The organism is Streptomyces sp. CGMCC 4.7035, assembly GCF_031583065.1.
GTDB lineage: Bacteria > Actinomycetota > Actinomycetes > Streptomycetales > Streptomycetaceae > Streptomyces > Streptomyces yaanensis.
The window spans coordinates 5,916,416-5,934,580 of sequence record NZ_CP134053.1 but is presented as its reverse complement, the minus strand read 5'-3'; the positions used below and the strand labels follow the sequence as shown (position 1 = coordinate 5,934,580).

General features: G+C 71.5%; 17 protein-coding genes. 12 read left to right on the top strand and 5 right to left on the bottom strand.

Annotation, left to right across the window (positions count from 1 at the left end; translation table 11 throughout):
• Positions 1-923: 923 nt before the first annotated feature.
• Positions 924-1,781 carry a DUF4184 family protein gene (locus tag Q2K21_RS26040; RefSeq protein WP_310775585.1) on the bottom strand — a complete coding sequence of 286 codons (858 nt, stop codon included), beginning with the start codon at positions 1,779-1,781 and terminating at the stop codon, positions 924-926.
• Positions 1,782-2,054: 273 nt separating this feature from the next.
• On the opposite strand from Q2K21_RS26040, the gene Q2K21_RS26035 reads away from it, so the two are divergent.
• The 3 genes from Q2K21_RS26035 (at position 2,055) to Q2K21_RS26025 (ending at position 5,104) form a co-directional block, all read left to right on the top strand.
• Positions 2,055-3,773, top strand: a complete 1,719-nt coding sequence (locus tag Q2K21_RS26035; protein WP_310775583.1) for a lytic transglycosylase domain-containing protein — start codon at positions 2,055-2,057, stop codon at positions 3,771-3,773.
• A 169-nt stretch (positions 3,774-3,942) separates the two neighbouring features.
• Entirely contained in the window at positions 3,943-4,077 is a 135-nt protein-coding gene (locus tag Q2K21_RS26030) for an SPW_0924 family protein (protein ID WP_310775581.1), read from the top strand.
• A 34-nt stretch (positions 4,078-4,111) separates the two neighbouring features.
• The gene (locus Q2K21_RS26025; RefSeq protein ID WP_310775579.1) at positions 4,112-5,104 is read left to right on the top strand and encodes a cell envelope lipid trafficking protein PgfA; all 993 of its coding nucleotides are present in this window, start codon (positions 4,112-4,114) and stop codon (positions 5,102-5,104) included.
• Here the strand turns inward: Q2K21_RS26025 and hrpB are convergent.
• Together hrpB and Q2K21_RS26015 are read right to left on the bottom strand one after the other, a co-directional pair.
• Entirely contained in the window at positions 5,094-7,595 is a 2,502-nt protein-coding gene (gene hrpB, locus Q2K21_RS26020) for an ATP-dependent helicase HrpB (RefSeq protein ID WP_310775578.1), read from the bottom strand. The two genes, Q2K21_RS26025 and hrpB, sit on opposite strands and share 11 nt — an antisense overlap.
• Positions 7,596-7,650: 55 nt before the next feature.
• Positions 7,651-8,526 (bottom strand): class I SAM-dependent methyltransferase, encoded by an 876-nt coding sequence (locus tag Q2K21_RS26015; RefSeq protein WP_386276141.1) that lies wholly within the window; start codon positions 8,524-8,526, stop codon positions 7,651-7,653.
• A gap of 330 nt (positions 8,527-8,856) precedes the next feature.
• On the opposite strand from Q2K21_RS26015, the gene rpsA reads away from it, so the two are divergent.
• From rpsA to Q2K21_RS25995, 4 genes are all read left to right on the top strand, one after another.
• On the top strand, positions 8,857-10,347 hold the full coding sequence (rpsA, locus tag Q2K21_RS26010) for a 30S ribosomal protein S1 (RefSeq protein ID WP_310775576.1): 1,491 nt from the start codon (positions 8,857-8,859) through the stop codon (positions 10,345-10,347).
• A 199-nt stretch (positions 10,348-10,546) separates the two neighbouring features.
• Positions 10,547-11,485 carry a PAC2 family protein gene (locus tag Q2K21_RS26005; protein ID WP_310775574.1) on the top strand — a complete coding sequence of 313 codons (939 nt, stop codon included), beginning with the start codon at positions 10,547-10,549 and terminating at the stop codon, positions 11,483-11,485.
• Positions 11,486-11,536: 51 nt separating this feature from the next.
• A complete protein-coding gene (gene coaE / locus Q2K21_RS26000; RefSeq protein WP_310775573.1) occupies positions 11,537-12,145 on the top strand; it encodes a dephospho-CoA kinase in 609 nt (202 codons plus the stop codon).
• A gap of 50 nt (positions 12,146-12,195) precedes the next feature.
• On the top strand, positions 12,196-12,576 hold the full coding sequence (locus Q2K21_RS25995) for a tetratricopeptide repeat protein (protein WP_234515118.1): 381 nt from the start codon (positions 12,196-12,198) through the stop codon (positions 12,574-12,576).
• Between the two features lie 21 nt (positions 12,577-12,597).
• Here the strand turns inward: Q2K21_RS25995 and Q2K21_RS25990 are convergent, their stop codons facing one another.
• The gene (locus Q2K21_RS25990; protein WP_310775570.1) at positions 12,598-12,867 is read right to left on the bottom strand and encodes a DUF6343 family protein; all 270 of its coding nucleotides are present in this window, start codon (positions 12,865-12,867) and stop codon (positions 12,598-12,600) included.
• 112 nt (positions 12,868-12,979) lie between these two features.
• Between Q2K21_RS25990 and Q2K21_RS25985 the strand changes: the two genes are divergently transcribed.
• The 3 genes from Q2K21_RS25985 to Q2K21_RS25975 all read left to right on the top strand — a co-directional run bounded on the left by Q2K21_RS25985 (position 12,980) and on the right by Q2K21_RS25975 (position 15,305).
• On the top strand, positions 12,980-13,966 hold the full coding sequence (locus tag Q2K21_RS25985; protein WP_310781243.1) for an acyltransferase domain-containing protein: 987 nt from the start codon (positions 12,980-12,982) through the stop codon (positions 13,964-13,966).
• Between the two features lie 124 nt (positions 13,967-14,090).
• Positions 14,091-14,777 carry a class I SAM-dependent methyltransferase gene (locus tag Q2K21_RS25980; protein WP_310775568.1) on the top strand — a complete coding sequence of 229 codons (687 nt, stop codon included), beginning with the start codon at positions 14,091-14,093 and terminating at the stop codon, positions 14,775-14,777.
• Positions 14,778-14,849: 72 nt separating this feature from the next.
• Positions 14,850-15,305, top strand: coding sequence for a DoxX family protein (locus Q2K21_RS25975; protein ID WP_310775566.1), 456 nt, complete (start codon positions 14,850-14,852; stop codon positions 15,303-15,305).
• 166 nt (positions 15,306-15,471) lie between these two features.
• Here the strand turns inward: Q2K21_RS25975 and Q2K21_RS25970 are convergent, their stop codons facing one another.
• A complete protein-coding gene (locus tag Q2K21_RS25970; protein ID WP_310775563.1) occupies positions 15,472-16,182 on the bottom strand; it encodes an RNA-binding S4 domain-containing protein in 711 nt (236 codons plus the stop codon).
• Between the two features lie 155 nt (positions 16,183-16,337).
• On the opposite strand from Q2K21_RS25970, the gene Q2K21_RS25965 reads away from it, so the two are divergent.
• Both Q2K21_RS25965 and Q2K21_RS25960 read left to right on the top strand, forming a co-directional pair.
• On the top strand, positions 16,338-17,039 hold the full coding sequence (locus tag Q2K21_RS25965; protein ID WP_310775561.1) for a uracil-DNA glycosylase: 702 nt from the start codon (positions 16,338-16,340) through the stop codon (positions 17,037-17,039).
• A 220-nt stretch (positions 17,040-17,259) separates the two neighbouring features.
• Complete coding sequence (locus Q2K21_RS25960; RefSeq protein ID WP_310775559.1) at positions 17,260-17,991, top strand: DUF7873 family protein; 732 nt, start codon at positions 17,260-17,262, stop codon at positions 17,989-17,991.
• Positions 17,992-18,165: the final 174 nt, after the last annotated feature.

Below are 18,165 nucleotides of genomic sequence, written 5' to 3'. Positions count from 1 at the left end.
CGACGACCTCGTCCCGGGACCGGGTCGACGCGACGACTTCCACCCGGACCGGGGCGACCCGATGACCTCGTCCCGGGACTGGGCGGCCCAGAGCCGTGGACCGGGGGCGGGGACGCCATGGGGGTTGGTCTCCGGTGGCTGGGGTGCGGGTCCTGTCGGGCGTCTGGGGCCTCGGGGTGTCGGCTCTGTGGTGTGCGGGTTTGGTCGGGCGCCAGCGTCTGGCGGGCGGGTGATCCTCGGTCGGCCTTGCGTCGGAACCGCCACCACCGGGCCACTCCCCGCCACCCGGGCCACTCCCAGTCCCCGGGCCGTCCGCAGCCACCCCCGGGCCATCCCCGGCCATCCCCCGGGCCACTCCCAGCCCCCTGGGCCATCCCCGGCCAAGCCCGCCATTCGGGAGCAAGCCGCCATTCCGCGGCATCCGAGAACCCCGGCCCAACCCCCGGAGGGAACCGTCACCCGGGCGGCCCCCACGAAGAAGCCCTTCCCCCGAGGTCGGCGTAAGGATGCCGCCATGGGTATACGTACGCTTCCTCGCCGGACGGCGATCCATGTGGCCGTCGTATTGGCCGCTCTGCCACCCCCCGTGCCGGCCTACGCGCCCGGCGCCGGCACCCTCCGTCTGCCCGCTCCCAGTCGCGCCACCCGTGCCGTCGAGTTCGCCGCCCGGGTGTCCCGGGACACCCGGAATCTCGGGGCCGCGTTCGCCTCGCGTCTCCGTGCCTTGCCCCTGGCCCTGCCGCGCGGCTCCGCACCGGCCTGTGGCCCTGCGCCCGGCGGCCGTGCGCAGGACGGCTCCACGGCCGTGCGCGTGGCCGCCCGCCTGCGGGCCGCCCTGTGCCGCGCTCAGCGACTGTACGGGGGCCTCGCCGCACCGCACGGTCCGCGCTTGCGTCGCTTCCTGACCCGCCCCGCCAGGGCGATCAGCGGGGCGCCGCCGACCGGCTCGGTTCCCTACGAGCGGGCGCGGGATCGGCGACGGCCGGACGCCATGCCCTGACCCCGGCCACGTACAGCGTCAGCCCGACGACAAGACCCGCACCCGCGCCGAAGCACACCGGCGGGATCACTTCCCAGGGTTTCGCGGTCGCCCCCCAGTAGGCCCACCACCGTGACGCGCGCTGCGCCGCCCCCACGGTCGCGCAACCGCCGATCACCGCAGCCGCCAGCCAACGGTCGGCCCACGAAAGGACCGGCACACTCGACACCGCGGCAGAGCCGGCCGGCACCCGCCGCAGCGCCACCGTCAAGAACACCGCGATCGCCACGGCCGCCACGGCCGAACTCCCGTACTGCAGGTACGTGTACAGCGGCGCACCCGGCATCGGTTGCCGCAGCACGGGAAACAACCGCGTTCCCCACCGGTCGATATGCGTGAACGCGTCCCACACCACATGCGTCAGGGCGCCCAGCGCCGCGGAGACGTACCACCACACAGTCCGGGAGAGCGAGACTCCTCGCCGCGGTGTGTCACAGCGCACCAGCACCGCCACGCGCCTTTGCGCTGCCCGTGGCAGCAGGGCCACCAGGGGATTCCGCAGCACCAGCCAAGCCCCCACCAGCGCCCACGCGATGAGCACGTCGACCGTGAACACCCCTGTGAAGGAGTGCGTGACGGCACCGAACTCCATCGCCCCGGACACCGCACTCGCCGCGAAGTAGGTCATGTCGGGCGCGAACGAACCCGCGACGAGGACGGCGGGCACCAGCCGCCCGCGTCCGGACCCGTCTGCGCGTACGGCCGGCAGTGCGGCCGCGGCGTGGCTGAGAGTGAACGGCAAGTCGGCTCCCCGCGGCAGATGTCTGGCCGGGCACAACCACCCGGCGATCACAGTCGTCCAGTATGAGGGACGCATGAGACGGGTGAGGTGATTCGCCTTGCTCCTGCGCCCGGCCAAATGGTGCATGGCCAAAAGGTGAAAACCGGGCACCAACGGGTGCCGGTACGACGGAAGTTGTCGTAGGGTCACTTGGTCGCCGCGGCGGCGCGTGGTCTAGCGCCAATAGCACCACAACAGTACAAAATCGGTCGTCAACGGGAGGGGTTCACTCAAATGGCGGCGCATTTCGGCAGGAGGCTGCGCAAGGGCGCGGCAACCACGGCCGTGGCCGCAGCCGCGGTAGCGGCGCTGGCCGCGTCCCAGGCTCCGGGAGTGACCACCGACGACCAAGGCAGACAGAACACGGGCGCCCAGTCCACACCCGAGGACGCCGGCAACGGCGCCCACGGCGACACCGCCACGGGCAACGGCGGCTACTACACCGACCTCCCGCCGCTCAACAGCCCCACCACGTCGCCCAGCCCGAGCGCCGGCTCCACCACCGTCACCACCGGCGAGTCGGAGGCCGGCATACCCGCCACCGTCCTCGACGCCTACAAGAAGGCCGCTGCCGAACTCCAGCAGTCCAAGCCGGGCTGCAACATGCCCTGGCAGCTCCTCGCCGCCATCGGCAAGGTGGAGTCCGGCCAGGCCCGCGGCGGCCAGGTCGACGCGAACGGTACGACGTACTCGAAGATCCTGGGGCCGCGCCTCGACGGCAACGGCTTCGCGAACATATCGGACACCGACAACGGTGCCTACGACGGCGACAGCACCTACGACCGCGCCGTCGGTCCCATGCAGTTCATCCCGTCCACCTGGGCATGGGCGGGCCGCGACGGCAACGGCGACGGGGTCAAGGACCCCAACAACATCTACGACGCCGCCCTCGCCGCCGGCCACTACCTCTGCCGCTTCGACCGCGACCTCTCGGTCCAGGCCGACATGAACGCGGCGATCCTCGGCTACAACAACTCGCAGGACTACCTGAACACCGTTCTGCGCTGGTACGAGTACTACCGCAAGGGCACCCACTCGATCCCGGACGGCACGGGCGCGCTGCCCTCGCAGCACAGCGACGGCAACTCCGGTGCGAGCCCCACCCCGACCCCCACGCCGCCGGGGAAGCCCAGCCCCCACAAGCCCAGCCCCCACAAGCCCGGCGGCGGTTCCACCAGCCCCAGCCCGCCCCCGACGCCGCCGAGCAAGCCCTCGAGGCCGACCACCCCCACCGACACGGTGGACCACCTGGCGGACGGCGGCACCGCCAAGCTCTCCGCCATGACGGGCGACACGTTCGACCAGAAGATCGTCGTCAAGGCCGTGACCAAGGCCGGCAAGGCGGTGGCGAAGGTCCGTGTGCGGTTCACGATCATCGGCGACACGGACGCCACCTTCGCGGGCGGCGAGACCGTCGCGACCCTTGTCACCAACAGCACCGGCAAGGCCACCGCGCCCGCGCTCGTCGCAGGCGAGAAGACCGGCGACTTCAAGGTGCGCGCCCTCGTCGTGGGCCGCACGGTCACCGGCCTCGACTACAAGGCCACCGTCACCGAACGCCAGGCCGACACCCTCGCCCGCACCAGCGACACCGAGCTGACCTGCACGCCGGGCGGCGAGTTCGCGGACCAGGTCGAGGTGAAGGCCACGTACAAGGGCGCCGTGGCGGACGGTGTCGCGGCCACCGCGACCCTCGTCAAGTCGGCCGACGACCCGACCGAGAACGACAAGGGTCCCTACTTCAAGGACGCGGACGGCAAGACCGTACGCACCCTCACGGACCTCAAGACCGACGCCGACGGAGTGCTGAAGCTCCCGAAGCTGTACGCCGACGACACGACCGGCACGTTCCTGCTCCGCATCAACACCGCGGGCGGCGCGACCCTGACGGTCGAACTGAAGGTCGCGGCGGCCACCTCGTCGCCGAGCGCGCCGACCACCCCCGCCTCGTAGCAGCCCCACCTCGCAGGGCCGCGTCAGGCCCGCGTACGACTGCGGCGCCCCTCCCTCGCGGAGGGGCGCCGCAGTCGTTGTGCGTGCGACGTGTTCTCATCTCGCGCACCCGTTGCTACCGTGCCGGGACCTGACGATGCATCAGTTCCGTTTTTCAGGGGAGGCCCGTATGCGCGCCCTCATCGCAGCCGCGATCGGTCTCGCCACGGCGTTCGCCCTGGTGCTGATCCTGACGGCCATGGGCACGCCGTCCGGCGACACGTCCCCGAAGCCGTTGCTGACGACGGTGCCCGCACACCCGTGACCGTACGAGCCGTCCGTCCGGGAGGGAGGCCGAGATGCGACGCAAGGCCAGTCTGATCCTGCTCGCCCTCGCCGTGTTCTTCGCGACGCTGTCCCCACTGCTGCGCTGGTACGCCTTCCCGCGCTGGGCCAAGGTCCCCGCGAACGAGTACCAGGACATGGTCCTGGAGGCGAAGAACGCCACCCTGCTCGACTACGGCACCATGAAGGCCCGCACGGTTCCCAAGGTCACCATCGTGCAGACCCTCAAAGGCAACGTGGAGGCGTCGAAGAAGATCGAGAAGACGGCCGGCCGGGACGTGGTGGTCTGGGACGGCCTGTCCTATGTGCAGGGTCCCGACGGCAAGATGGTCTCCCGCATCCCCGAGCGCTACATCTTCGACGCGCACAGCCAGGAACCCGTCCACGCCACCGGCGAGATGGTCGACGGCGACCCCGTCCGGCGCGACGGCATCGAGTTCAAGTGGCCGTTCCTGACGGAGAAGAGGGACTACGAGTACTTCGACGCGCAGACGCGCACCACGACCCCCATCCACTACAAGGGCACGCAGACCTTCCGCGGGGTAAAGGTCTACTACTTCGAACAGACCATCCCCTGGACGAAGGTCCACCTCCCCAAGACCATGCCGGTCCAGGGCATCACCCCCGAGTCGGTCGCCAAGACGGGCACGACCCGCTGGTACACCACGGTCCGCAAGTTCTGGGTCGAACCGGTGACCGGTGCGCCCGTCTACGGCGAGGAGAACCACAAGGAGGAGCTGCGCGGCGGAACGCTCCTGGGAGGGCGTGACAGGGTCACGGCGTTCGCGGGCGACGTGAAGATGCGCGAGGACTACATCAGGTCGACGGTCGCCCTCGTCAAGCACAACCGCACGCTGATCCTCCTGCTGACGTCCTACCTGCCGTGGGGCTTTTTGATCCTGGGCGCCGGCCTGCTGTCGCTGTCCCTCTATCTGGAGGCCCGTGGCCGCCGCCCGGGCGACCCCGCGCCCACCGAGACCGTGGAGCCCGAGCCGGTCACCGCCTGAGCCGCGCGTTCGTGTGCCGCGTCGGCTCCGCACCGGCCGGGTCCTCGGGCCAGGGGTGCTTGGGATAGCGGCCGCGCAGCTCGGCCCGTACCGCCTTGTAGCCGTCCCGCCAGAAGGAGGCGAGATCGGCGGTGACGGCGGCCGGCCGTCCGGCGGGGGAGAGCAGATGCACGAGGACGGGAACGCCGGCGATCCGGGGTGACTCCTGGAGTCCGAACATCTCCTGCAGCTTGACGGCGAGGACGGGTCGCTCGGGATCGGCGTAGTCGATCCGGATCCCGGACCCACTCGGCACGGTGATCCGCTCGGGCGCCAGCTCGTCGAGGCGGGCGGCCTCCCCGGTCGACCAGGGCAGCAGCCGGGCGAGGGCTTGACCGGCGTCGATCCGCGCCAGGTCGGCACGCCGCCGGGCACGGCTCAGCTCGGGCTCCAGCCATTCGTCCACGCGCGCGTGGAGCGCGTCGTCGCCGACGTCCGGCCAGGGCTCACCCAGGTGCAGCCGCACGAAGGCGAGCCGCTGCCGCAGTACGCGGGCCTCGGGCGACCACCGCAGCAGGCCGAACCCCTCGTCCCGCAGCCCTTCCAGCAGCGCTTCCCGTACGAGGGCGGGGCCGGCATCCCGCAGCGGCCGCACCGTCAGCTCGACGGACCCGAGCCGCTCGACGCTCCGGGCGACGACATCACCGGCGGCCCAGTGCACCTCGTCCCCCTCGGAGCGCAGGGCTTCGGCGGCTCGCCGCGCCACGTCCTCGTCGACCGCCGAGGCGAGCCGCACGCGCGCGTGCCCCGCTCCCACGGGCCGGTCGGCGACCGCGACGGCGAGCCAAGGGGCACCGCGCAGCGCCGACCCGTCCGCGAGTTCGGCCCGGGTGCCGCCGACCATGAGATAGGAATCCCCGTCGGCCCGCGCGAGCCGCTCCGGGAAGGCGAGAGCGGCGACCAGACCCACCACGTGATCGTCCCGCGCCCCTGTCGCACCGGAGGGACGGTCGCCCGCAGCGGCCCGCAGCCGGCGTGCCTCCTCCCGCCAGCGGGCCGCGTACGCGTCGCCACCGCGCCGGGCCGTCCGCCACGCCACCGCCAGGTCGTCCCCGTACTCCCGCGGCGGCTCCTCGCTCAGCAGGGCGACCACCTCGGCGGCCCGGTCCGCGCCGACCTCCGGGGCCGCGTCCAGCAGCGCCCTGGCCAGCCGCGGATGCAGACCGAGCCGGGACATCCGCGCGCCCCGGTCCGTCGCTCGCCCGGCCGGGTCGACCGCGCCGATCGCCGTCAGCACCGACCGCGCCGCCGCCATCGCCCCGCCCGGCGGCGCATCGAGGAGCGCGAGGCCGGACGCGTCCGGGTCGCCCCAGCACGCCGTCTGCAACGCGAACGCCGTCAGGTCGGCCAGCCTGATCTCCGGCGCCGGGAAACGGGGCAGCCGGGCGTCCTCCGCCTCGGCCCAGCAGCGGTACACCCGGCCCGGCCTCTCGCGCCCCGCCCGGCCCGCGCGCTGTCGCCCCGCCGCCTGCGAGGCCCGTACCGTCGTCAGCGCGCTCAGCCCGCGCGCGTGGTCCACCCGCGGCTCTCTGGCCAGCCCGGCGTCGACGACCACCCGCACCCCGGGCACGGTCAGCGACGACTCCGCCACGGCCGTGGCCAGCACCACCCGCCGCCCGGTTCCGGCGGACAGCACCGCGTCCTGCACGGCCGCCGGAGCCCGCCCGTGCACCTGGAGCACCTCGACGTCCCCCAGGTCCCCCAGCTGTCCTGCCACGCGCGCGATCTCCCCGACGCCCGGCAGGAAGCACAGCACGTCCCCCTCGCACTCGGTGAGCGCCCGCCGCACCACCGATGCCACATGCGTCAGCAGCGCGGGGTCCACGCGCATCCCGTGCGGCGGCCGTACGGGACGCGCCGGCGGCGCCCAGACCACCTCGACGGGGTACGAGACGCCCTCCGCCTCGACGACCGGCGCCCCGCCCAGCAGCCGGGCCCAGCCCTCCGCGTCCGTGGTCGCGGAGGCCGCCAGCAGGCGCAGGTCGGGCCGCAGGGCCTCCCGCACGTCCAGCAGGAAGGCGGCCACCGTGTCGGCGTCCAGGTGCCGCTCATGGCACTCGTCGAGCACGACCACGTCGACGCCCGCCAGCTCCTGGTCCCGTTGCAGGCGCTGGAGCAGCACACCGGTCGTGACGACCTCCACGCGCGCGTGCCGCCCCATCATCCGCTCACCGCGCACGGTGTACCCGACGCTGTCCCCGGGCCTCTCCCCGAGCAGCCACGCCATCCGCCGTGCCGCGGCCCGGGCGGCGATCCGCCGCGGCTCGGCGACGATGACGCGGCGCGCGGGGCCGCCACCGACGAGCCCGGCGAGGACCAGCGGCACGAGCGTCGTCTTGCCGGTACCGGGCGGCGCGCACAGCACCGCGACACCGCGCCCGTCCAGGGCCTCCTGAAGAGCCGGAACGGCGGAACGGACGGGCAGGCGGTCGAGGGCGTCGTGGCGGATCACCGCACCAGTGTTCCAGCCGGCTCCCGGGTGGTCCGCTCCAGGAACCGCCCGCCCCTCAGTCCTTCGCGCAGACGAAGATCGCCGTTCCCGGGATCAGACCGCCGCGCAGCGGTGACCACCCGCCCCACTCCGACGTGTTCCAGACGGGCCACTCCGGCTCGACCAGGTCGACGAGCCGCAGGCCGGACGCCACGATGTCCCGGACGCGGTCGCCGAGCGTCCGGTGGTGCTCGACGTACACCGCCCGTCCCTGGTCGTCCTGCTCGACGTACGGCGTCCGGTCGAAGTACGAGGCCGACACCGACAGCCCCTCGGGCCCCGGCTCGTCCGGGAACGCCCAGCGGATCGGGTGCGTCACCGAGAAGACGAACCGGCCGCCGGGGCGCAGCACCCGGTGCACCTCGCGCAGGACCAGGACCGGGTCGGCGACGAACGGCAGCGCGCCGTACGCGGAGCACGCCAGGTCGAAGGAGCCGTCCCGGAAGGGCAGCATGCCCGCGTCGGCCTGGACGCGAGGGAAGGCACCGCCGATGCGGAGCGCGTGTTGGAGCTGGCGGTGGGAGATGTCCAGAGCCACCGGACGCGCGCCCTGGGCGGTCAGCCAGCGCGAGCACTGCGCCGCGCCGGCGCCGATCTCCAGGACATCCTTGCCCTTGAGGTCCTCCGCCGGGCCGAGCAGCTCGGCCTCCACCTCGTCGAGCCCCTCGGGGCCCCATACGAAGCGGTCGTCGCCGAGGAACGTTCCGTGTTCGATCTGGTACTCGTCCGCGTTCCGGTCCCACCAGCCCCGGTTGGCCCGGGAACTCTCGGTGACACCCGCCGCGCGTCGGGTGGCTTCGGGCTCGAACGGTTCGGGCTCTTGGATGATCGGCTCCCTCGTCGTACTCTTCCGTGCAATCCGTTCGGCGGAGCAGCGGAAGAGGTGTCTCAGGCCTGCGTGGCCTTGTGGCGTTATCTGATATGCGACCGGCGTCGCGGGGCTTCTTGTGCCGGGAATGCGGCGATCCGCCCCGGGTGGGGGCCTTCGCGCATTGACCCTGCCCGCCTGCCCCCGTATGCTACAAGTTGCGCTGCGGGCCTGCGCACCTCAGACGTAGCAGGCTGCGCTCGCATCTGTTGTATGTCCCCTCGGTTCTCGAGGCGCCGTCGCCAGTTCGCTGGCGGGGCGCTTCCTTGGCTGTCCGGCTTCTGCAGAGCGAAACGGGCTCCCGGCGTAAGCAGTACCTACGACTTCAATGTCCGTACCGGAGCCCTTTCCCACATGACGAGCAGCACCGAGACCACCGCCACCACCCCGCAGGTTGCGGTCAACGACATCGGTAACGAGGAAGCCTTCCTCGCCGCGATCGACGAGACGATCAAGTACTTCAACGACGGCGACATCGTCGACGGCGTCATCGTGAAGGTCGACCGGGACGAGGTCCTGCTCGACATCGGTTACAAGACCGAAGGTGTCATTCCGAGCCGCGAGCTCTCGATCAAGCACGACGTCGACCCGAACGAGGTCGTTGCCGTCGGCGACGAGATCGAGGCCCTTGTCCTCCAGAAGGAGGACAAGGAAGGCCGCCTGATCCTCTCGAAGAAGCGCGCCCAGTACGAGCGTGCCTGGGGCACCATCGAGAAGATCAAGGAAGAGGACGGCATCGTCACCGGTACCGTCATCGAGGTCGTCAAGGGTGGTCTCATCCTCGACATCGGCCTCCGTGGCTTCCTCCCGGCCTCCCTGGTCGAGATGCGCCGCGTCCGCGACCTCCAGCCCTACGTGGGCAAGGAGCTCGAGGCGAAGATCATCGAGCTGGACAAGAACCGCAACAACGTGGTCCTGTCCCGCCGTGCCTGGCTGGAGCAGACCCAGTCCGAGGTCCGCCAGACGTTCCTCACGACCCTGCAGAAGGGTCAGGTCCGCTCCGGCGTGGTCTCCTCGATCGTCAACTTCGGTGCCTTCGTGGACCTGGGTGGCGTCGACGGTCTGGTCCACGTCTCCGAGCTGTCCTGGAAGCACATCGACCACCCGTCCGAGGTTGTCGAGGTCGGCCAGGAGGTCACCGTCGAGGTTCTCGACGTCGACATGGACCGCGAGCGTGTCTCCCTGTCGCTGAAGGCGACCCAGGAAGACCCGTGGCAGCAGTTCGCCCGCACCCACCAGATCGGCCAGGTCGTGCCCGGCAAGGTCACGAAGCTGGTTCCGTTCGGTGCGTTCGTCCGCGTGGACGAGGGCATCGAGGGTCTGGTCCACATCTCCGAGCTGGCCGAGCGCCACGTGGAGATCCCGGAGCAGGTCGTCCAGGTCAACGACGAGATCTTCGTCAAGGTCATCGACATCGACCTGGAGCGTCGCCGGATCTCGCTGTCCCTCAAGCAGGCCAACGAGTCCTTCGGTGCCGACCCGGCGTCGGTCGAGTTCGACCCGACCCTGTACGGCATGGCCGCGTCCTACGACGACCAGGGCAACTACATCTACCCCGAGGGCTTCGACCCCGAGACCAACGACTGGCTCGAGGGCTACGAGAAGCAGCGCGAGGAGTGGGAGCGCCAGTACGCCGAGGCGCAGCAGCGCTTCGAGCAGCACCAGCAGCAGGTCATCAAGTCCCGCGAGGCCGACGCTGCCGCTGCCGCCGAGGGTGGCGAGGCCGCCGCTCCGGCCGCGACCGGCGGTTCGTACTCCTCCGAGGGTGGCGACACCTCCGGCGCCCTGGCGTCGGACGAGGCGCTGGCTGCCCTGCGCGAGAAGCTGGCCGGCGGCCAGAGCTGATCGCTGCCGCTGAGGCTTAGCCGCTGACTGAGGGCCCGCACCCCCTGGGGTGCGGGCCCTCAGTGTGTGGGTGCGGCGCTGCCCGGCGTCCCTGCGAGGCTGAAAAGTCACCGACAAGCGGGTAGTCGGGCCGCGGGCCGGGAATGACCCTGCCCCACAACGGCGTTGTGCAGTACGAACACAAGGAGGAGCGGTCCAAGTGCTTGATCCGCAGGGTTTGTACGCATGGGAGCCGAAGGGCCTGGCCATCGTCGACATGGCGCTCGCCCAGGAGTCGGCCGGTCTGGTCATGCTCTACCACTTCGACGGATACATCGACGCGGGAGAAACGGGCGACCAGATCGTCGACCGGCTCCTCGACTCACTGCCCCACCAGGTCGTGGCGCGCTTCGACCACGACCGGCTCGTGGACTACCGTGCCCGCCGCCCGCTGCTCGCCTTCAAGCGCGATCGCTGGACCGATTACGAGGAGCCCACGATCGAGGTGCGCCTCGTCCAGGACACCACCGGGGCGCCCTTCCTGCTCCTGTCCGGGCCCGAGCCGGACGTGGAGTGGGAGCGCTTCGCGGCGGCCGTCCGGCAGATCGTGGAGCGGCTCGGCGTCCGCCTGTCCGTGAACTTCCACGGCATCCCCATGGGTGTGCCGCACACCCGCCCCGTGGGTCTCACCCCGCACGGCAACCGCTCCGACCTCGTTCCGGGCCACCGCAGCCCCTTCGAGGAGGCGCAGGTCCCCGGCAGCGCGGAGGCCCTGGTCGAGTACCGGCTCATGGAGGCCGGACACGACGTCCTGGGCGTTGCCGCGCACGTCCCGCACTACATCGCCCGCTCCGCGTACCCGGATGCCGCACTGACCGTCCTGGAGGCCATCACGGCCGCGACGGGACTCGTACTGCCGGGCGTGGCACACGCCCTGCGCACGGAGGCGCACCGCACGCAGACGGAGATCGACCGGCAGATCCAGGAGGGGGACGAGGAACTCGTCTCGCTCGTACAGGGCCTTGAACACCAGTACGACGCCGCCGCGGGCGCCGAGACGCGTGGCAACATGCTCGCCGAGCCCGTGGAGATCCCGTCCGCGGACGAGATCGGGCAGGAATTCGAGCGCTTCCTGGCCGAACGCGAGGGCGAGGGCTGAGCGCATGGGCCTGCCACCGCGGTGTCAGTGGCAGGCCGTAGGCTTCCCGTCATGTTGAAGGTGGGGCTGACCGGCGGTATCGGTGCCGGCAAGAGCGAGGTGTCACGGCTGCTCGTGGAGTGCGGGGCCGTGCTGATCGACGCGGACCGCATCGCGCGTGAGGTCGTCGAGCCCGGCACGCCAGGGCTCGCGGCGGTCGTAGAAGCCTTCGGGGAGGACGTCCTCACCCCGGACGGCAGCCTGGACCGCCCCAAGCTGGGCTCCGTCGTCTTCGCCGACCCCCAGAAGCTCGCCGTCCTGAACGCGATCGTGCACCCCCTGGTCGGCGTCCGCTCCCGCGAACTCGAGACCGCCGCCGCCGAGGACGCCGTGGTCGTCCACGACGTCCCCCTCCTCGCGGAGAACGGACTCGCCCCGCTCTACCACGTGGTGGTCGTCGTCGATGCCGGCCCCGCCACCCAGCTCGACCGGCTCGTCCGCCTGCGCGGCATGAGCGAGGAGGACGCACGCGCGCGCATGGCCGCCCAGGCGACACGCGAGAAGCGCCTGGAGATCGCGGACATCGTCATCGACAACGACGTTCCCCTGGAGCAGCTGCGGCGGAGCGTAAGGGACGTATGGGCGGATCTCGTACGCAGGGCGCAGAGCTCACAGGAATAGCGGTCGCCACTGGGGGCGTTGAACCGGTTCACTGAGGGAAGGACTCTGGAGTGCCCGAGACCAGCGATCCGACCGGACGTACTCCGGAGACGCATGTCATCGACTTCCGCGCCGCGGAGCAGCTGCTCGCCGCGCGGGACCCGCGTGGCGCGGTGAAGCTGCTCGACGGCGTGATAGCCGCGCACCCCGAGAACACGGCCGCGCGGCTCCTGCGCGCGCGTGCCTTCTTCGCCGCGGCGCAATTGCGGCCCGCCGAGTTGGAGTTCAGCATCGTGCTGGAACGCGAGCCGGACAACGCGTTCGCGCACTTCGCGCTGGCCCGCACCTATGAGCGCCAGGCGCGGCCGGAGGAGGCCAAGCGGCACTTCCGGCTGGCCGCCGCGCTGGACCCCAACCCGCAGTACCTCAAGGCGGCGCGCTTCGACTCGTAGCCTGCCGGGCTCGGGGGCCGGCTACGGGGGGCGGCGGCGTTCCGGCGGCGGGTACGGAGGGACGTCCCGGCCCGGCTGCCAGTGAGGGCCCTGGTGCATGTGCCGCACGATCACGGTCATGTCCACGATGATGATCAGCCACAGGGCGCCGCACGCGGCCGCCCAGCCAGGCCGCCCGAGGAGCGAGAACGCGACCGTTCCGAAGGTCGCCCAGACCAGACCCCAGACGCTCAGCCAGAAGCGCGCCCGCAGAGCACTGCGCGCTGTTGTCGGTTCACTGCCCGTCCGCATCGGGATCACCTCTCCTACCGGGATAAGTACCCTTCGTGGTGCACGTTCACCACGGGAGGGCGACCGGATCAGAAGACCGCGGCGAGCGGTCCTACCCACGGGGGAGGCGATGATGCTGCTGGAGGCGCTGCGGGCGGACGCGAGGCTCGCGGAGTGGCTGAGGGACCTCGAGAACGAGGGTGACCCGCGCGTGGAGGCCGCCCTGCCCGGCGAGGACGAGCTGCCCGACGTTTTGCTCGACCTGTCCGTACCCCACGAGGACATCAACGAACTCGTCGCGCTGCGCGCCCGCCTGGGCAAGGACGCGGAGGCGATGACGCTCCTGGCGCGGTGCGTCGCCCGGTTCGTGCGCGACATGGGGGAGATCGGAAAGGGCTGGGAGCCGCCGCCGTTCCCGGCATCGACGGGGCCGCTCGGGCGGTTCTTCCATGTGTTCGTCTTCCTCGCGGCGCTTCCGTACGTGCGCGCTCACCACCGGAAGCGCGGCGTCCCTGAGGTGGTGTCCTGGCGTACGCTCGCCGACCTCGGGCGGCAGGTGGCGGTGCACCGCAGGAGGCGCGGCACGGGCGGACTGCTGTTCCCGTGGTGGCTGGCCCTGCACTTCCACGGGGAGATCTTCCAGCTGGGGCGGTTGCAGTTCCAGCGGGCGCGGCTGGGGCAGCGTACGGGGCGGGCCGTCGCGGCGGCGGGCTGGGCCCTGGGCCCCGGAGACCCCTGTCTGAGTCTGCACATACCGGACTTCCGCGGACCGCTGTCGCCGTCCGCCTGCGAACGGTCGCTCGCGCTGGCCCGGGAGTTCTTCGCCCGGCACTACGCCGATGAGCACTACGAGATCGCCGTGTGCCACTCCTGGCTGCTGGATCCGCAGCTCAGGCGGTATCTGCCGGCCGACTCCAACATCATCCGCTTCCAGGACCGCTTCGAGCTCGCGTACGTGGAGACGACGCCGGACGACGGGGTACCGGTCGGCTTCGTCTTCGGCGACCCCGAGCTGCCGGCGGAGGGGCTGCCGCGGCACACCGGTGTCGAGCGGGCGGTGGGGGACCATCTGCGGGCGGGCGGACATTGGTACGGGGGGCACGGCTGGCTCGTGCTGTGACCGGACCCGGCAACCGCGACGATCCCGAGCGTGCGTTCCGCCGTCGAACGTTTCACCCGATCGGGTGGCGCGATGACGGAACTGGCCCCTGAGGGCGGTCCGTTGGACGGGCATGAGGCTGAAAATGCGGGACGGATACGAGGGAACGGGCCCCGGCGCGATCACCCCCGACGGCTGCGCGGTCGAGCTCTACTCGCGACTGCCGATCGGAGACGAGCCGGACATCATCGCCGCGGCCGTGCCCGCGGGCGCGCACATTCTGGAGCTGGGCAGCGGGGTCGGCCGGATGACCCATCCGCTGCTGGAGCGCGGCTTCACGGTCACGGCGGTGGACGAGTCGGCGGAGATGCTGGAGCGGGTCAGCGGTGCGCGCACGATATGCGGCCCGATCGAGGACATCCACCTGGGTGAGACGTTCGATGTGGTGATGCTTGCGTCGTTCCTCGTCCATGCCGGGGACGTCGAGGTGCGGCGAGGACTGCTGCGGACGTGCGCTCGGCACCTGGCGGAGGGCGGGTGCGTGCTGATCCAGCGGGAGGGGGCGGACTACCACTCGAACGTGCCGCGCGAGCGGGTCGACCCGAGCGGCTTCACGATACGGATCGTGTCCTCGGAGCCGGTCGGGGACGGGGTCGACTCGGTGCGCGTGGAGTACGAATTCCCGGACGCGACCTGGACGCAGACGTTCCTGTCGCGGCCGCTGAGCAAGGAGCAGTTCGAGGAGGCGCTCGGGGAGGCGGGGCTGACGGTGGACCGGTATCTGACGGAGGACAGGGTGTGGGTGAGGGCGGTGAAGACACCGGCCGGGTAGCGATGAGTTGCGGGACGGGAGCCGGTCTACCTCTGTGACACCACTGCGGAACTGCTTCCCACGGAGACCACCATGTCCGAGACCACCGCCCCCGTCGCCCGCGCCGCCTCCACCTCCCCGTCGGTGAACGGCGGCCGCGGCCGCAGCCGCCGTGCCGAGATCTCCCTGCGGGTCCTGCAGATCGTGCTCGCGCTCTTCTACGGGGTCGCGAGCGCGCTGCCCAAGCTGATCGCGCATCCGTCGGCCGTCGAGCCCTTCGACAGGATCGGCTGGGGGAACACGGGGATGTACACCATCGGTTCGCTAGAACTGGCCGGTGCGGTCGCGCTGTTGATACCGGTCCTGTCGTCGGTCGCGGCGGTGGCGCTCTCGGGGCTGATGGTGGGCGCGTTCGTCGTTCAGCTGACCGTCTTCGACGGTCAGCACGCGGCGACCCCGCTGATCCTCATCGTGCCGCTGACCTTGATCGCCTGGGCTCGCCGCCACCGCACAGCGGACCTGGTGCGCATGGCGCGCCGCCGGGCGTGATCAACCGTGTTCGCGACGCGGAGGGGTTCCGGTTGGGCCGGGAGGCCTCGACGCGGGGGCAGGATCCTCGACCGCACCCGGCCGACCCGGCCTCCCCAGCCCAGGCGCATACCCTGGCCGGCTGCCTGGCCCCCCAGCCCCCGGGGGCTGGGGGGCCTGCCCGCGCTCAGAACGCGCCGGAACCGCTCTGGCCCTTCGACCGGTTCCGGCCCCCGGAACCGGTCGACGGGCCCTGACCGCTGAAGCCGCCGCCCGGAGGCGCTCCCAAGCCGCGGAGGCGCTCCATTTCGCGGCGGTCGCGCTTGGTGGGGCGGCCCATGCCGCGGTCGCGGACGCCCGCCGGGGCGACCGCCTCGCGGGGCGGTGGGGGAGGGCTGTTGTCGATGTAGCACTGGGCGGCCACCGGGGCGCCGACCCGCTTGCGGATCAGACGCTTCACGACGACGATCCGCTCCCGGCCCTCGTGCCGCAGACGCACCTCGTCGCCGACGCGCACGGAGTACGCGGGCTTCACGCGCTCGCCGTTCACCCGTACATGCCCGCCCCGGCAGGCGGTGGCGCCCATCGAGCGGGTCTTGACGAGCCGCACGGACCAGATCCAGCTGTCGAGGCGCACGGTCTCGCCGTTCGACGGGCCGGCCGCCTCCGCGGCAGCGACCGCGGCGGCGGTGTTCGCTTCGACGGGCGCGGTCTGCGCATCCGTGGCCTGCGGGTCCCCGGCGCCCGGTGCGTCGGACGCACGGCTCTGCCCGCCCGCGCCGGCGTTCCGCCGGTCCGTCTCACGGTCCCGGCGCGCCTCGGGTTCCCGGCCCGCCGCGGCCGCGCGGGTCCCGTCGGCCCCGCCCGTCCTCTCGTCGTCCGCACCTTCAGAAGCCATGCCTCGACCTTAGCTCCCCGAGCTGGGTGGACCGGACGTCTTTTCCGCGCGTGGGCCGCCGACGGTCCCGGCGGACCGGTCACCGCCCCGGCGCCTCGCGTCCCGGCCTGCTCGTATCGGCTCGGCCGGCGTTCACGCAGACCTACTGTGGAGGTATGGACAGGAGCAGCCTTGCCGCGCTGGACGAGCGGATCACGGGATGCCGTGCCTGTCCGCGCCTGGTCGCGTGGCGCGAGGAGGTGGCCCGTACCAAGCGGGCCGCGTTCGCCGACTGGACGTATTGGGGTCGGCCGGTGCCGGGTTTCGGGCCGCCGGACGCCCGGCTGCTCGTCATCGGTCTCGCACCCGCGGCCCACGGTGGAAACAGGACCGGGCGCATGTTCACCGGGGATCGGTCCGGGGACGTGCTGTACGCGGCGCTGCACGCCGTGGGCCTGGCGTCCAGGCCCACCTCGGTGTCCGCCGACGACGGGCTCGAACTGTACGGCGTGCGTGTCACCGCGCCGGTGCACTGCGCCCCGCCCGCCAACAAGCCGACGCCCGAGGAGCGGGACACCTGCCGGCCATGGCTCGTGCAGGAACTGCGGCTGTTGCGGCCGTCGCTGCGCTGCGTGGTCGCGCTCGGCGCCTTCGGCTGGCAGGCCGCGCTGACCGCACTCGCCGAGGTGGGCTGGACGGTGCCCCGTCCCCGGCCCGCGTTCGGGCACGGTGCCCGGGTGTCGCTGGAGGGCGTGGAACTCTTCGGCTGCTTCCACGTCAGCCAGCGCAACACCTTCACCGGACGGCTCACCCCCGAGATGCTGCGGGACGTGCTGCGCACGGCGGCGGAGACGGCAGGGCTGCCGACCAAACCGTAGTGGTGCGCGACCAAGCCAGGACGACAGCTGCCGACCGCGAGCAACCGCTCGTCGAAGTCGGCGAGCACCTGCTGGGCCTGCCGCACCGGATCCCCCTCGGGTGACCTCTGTGGAATTCCGACGGACGCACAGTCGCGGGCGACATCCTCTCCCGTGCACGGGGATCCACCGACCGATAATCCTTCGAAATCCCCGGCCGCCCGCTGCTACGGTCTCCGGCGTGGCGAAACTCAATCAGATCATCGCAATCGAGAAGGGCATCAAGTCCAAGTCCCACCAGGACCTGACGGCCGCTCACCACGGGCTGCAGAAGCCCGCGTTGCTGGCCGGGATCTCGCGTACGTACCAGCCGAAGGACGAAGAGGGCGAGCAACTGCCGCCCGAGTCCACGCGGGTCCAGGTGCAGGCCGAGGACGTGCTGCGGCAGACCGCGGCGACCCTCACGCGGCTGTTCGACGTGACCGCCACCAAGGACTGGGCCAACTGCACCGCCAAGGCGGATGTGAAGGTGGACGGGCGCGTGCTCGTCGCCGACGTTCCCGTGGCGTATCTGCTCTTTCTGGAGAAGCAGCTCGTCGACCTCAACACCTTCGTCCGCAAGCTGCCGGTTCTCGACGCATCCGAGTCCTGGGTGCAGGACCCGTCCACGGACGCGTGGAAGACCGAGCCCGTACGGACGCTGCGTACGAAGAAGGTGCCCCGGAACCACGTGAAGGCCGAGGCCACCGACAAGCACCCGGCCCAGGTCGAGGTGTACTACGAGGATGTGCCCGTCGGGTACTGGACGACCGTGAAGTTCTCCGGCGCCCTGCCCGCGCGACGGGTCAACGAACTCCTCGACCGAGTGGAGAAGTTGCAGCAGGCCGTCAAGTTCGCCCGTGAGGAGGCGAACGGCGTGGACATCGTCGACCAGCGGGTCGGGGACGCCGTGTTCGGCTACCTGTTCGGGTAGCCTCAAGAACTCCCCGGCCACAACGCACGACGGCCGGGGTGCGCGAGGAGCGCAAGCTGAAGCTGAAGCTTGTCGTGACTGCGCGGTTCCAGTGGAGGTTCGAATCCTCCCCGCGGCACAACCCCTTGCCGCGGTAGCCCAATTCGGCAGAGGCAGACCGCGATCAATCTCAGA

What these genes read in the sequence shown, in the direction of transcription:
- Q2K21_RS25965 (WP_310775561.1), top strand. Translation starts at nt 16,338, where the DNA reads ATGGACAGGAGCAGCCTTGCCGCGCTGGACGAGCGGATCACGGGATGC.
- Q2K21_RS26030 (WP_310775581.1), top strand. Translation starts at nt 3,943, where the DNA reads ATGCGCGCCCTCATCGCAGCCGCGATCGGTCTCGCCACGGCGTTCGCC.
- Q2K21_RS25985 (WP_310781243.1), top strand. Translation starts at nt 12,980, where the DNA reads ATGCTGCTGGAGGCGCTGCGGGCGGACGCGAGGCTCGCGGAGTGGCTG.
- Q2K21_RS25980 (WP_310775568.1), top strand. Translation starts at nt 14,091, where the DNA reads ATGCGGGACGGATACGAGGGAACGGGCCCCGGCGCGATCACCCCCGAC.
- Q2K21_RS25975 (WP_310775566.1), top strand. Translation starts at nt 14,850, where the DNA reads ATGTCCGAGACCACCGCCCCCGTCGCCCGCGCCGCCTCCACCTCCCCG.
- Q2K21_RS25990 (WP_310775570.1), bottom strand. Translation starts at nt 12,867, where the DNA reads ATGCGGACGGGCAGTGAACCGACAACAGCGCGCAGTGCTCTGCGGGCG.
- rpsA (WP_310775576.1), top strand. Translation starts at nt 8,857, where the DNA reads ATGACGAGCAGCACCGAGACCACCGCCACCACCCCGCAGGTTGCGGTC.
- coaE (WP_310775573.1), top strand. Translation starts at nt 11,537, where the DNA reads ATGTTGAAGGTGGGGCTGACCGGCGGTATCGGTGCCGGCAAGAGCGAG.
- Q2K21_RS26035 (WP_310775583.1), top strand. Translation starts at nt 2,055, where the DNA reads ATGGCGGCGCATTTCGGCAGGAGGCTGCGCAAGGGCGCGGCAACCACG.
- Q2K21_RS26025 (WP_310775579.1), top strand. Translation starts at nt 4,112, where the DNA reads ATGCGACGCAAGGCCAGTCTGATCCTGCTCGCCCTCGCCGTGTTCTTC.
- Q2K21_RS25970 (WP_310775563.1), bottom strand. Translation starts at nt 16,182, where the DNA reads ATGGCTTCTGAAGGTGCGGACGACGAGAGGACGGGCGGGGCCGACGGG.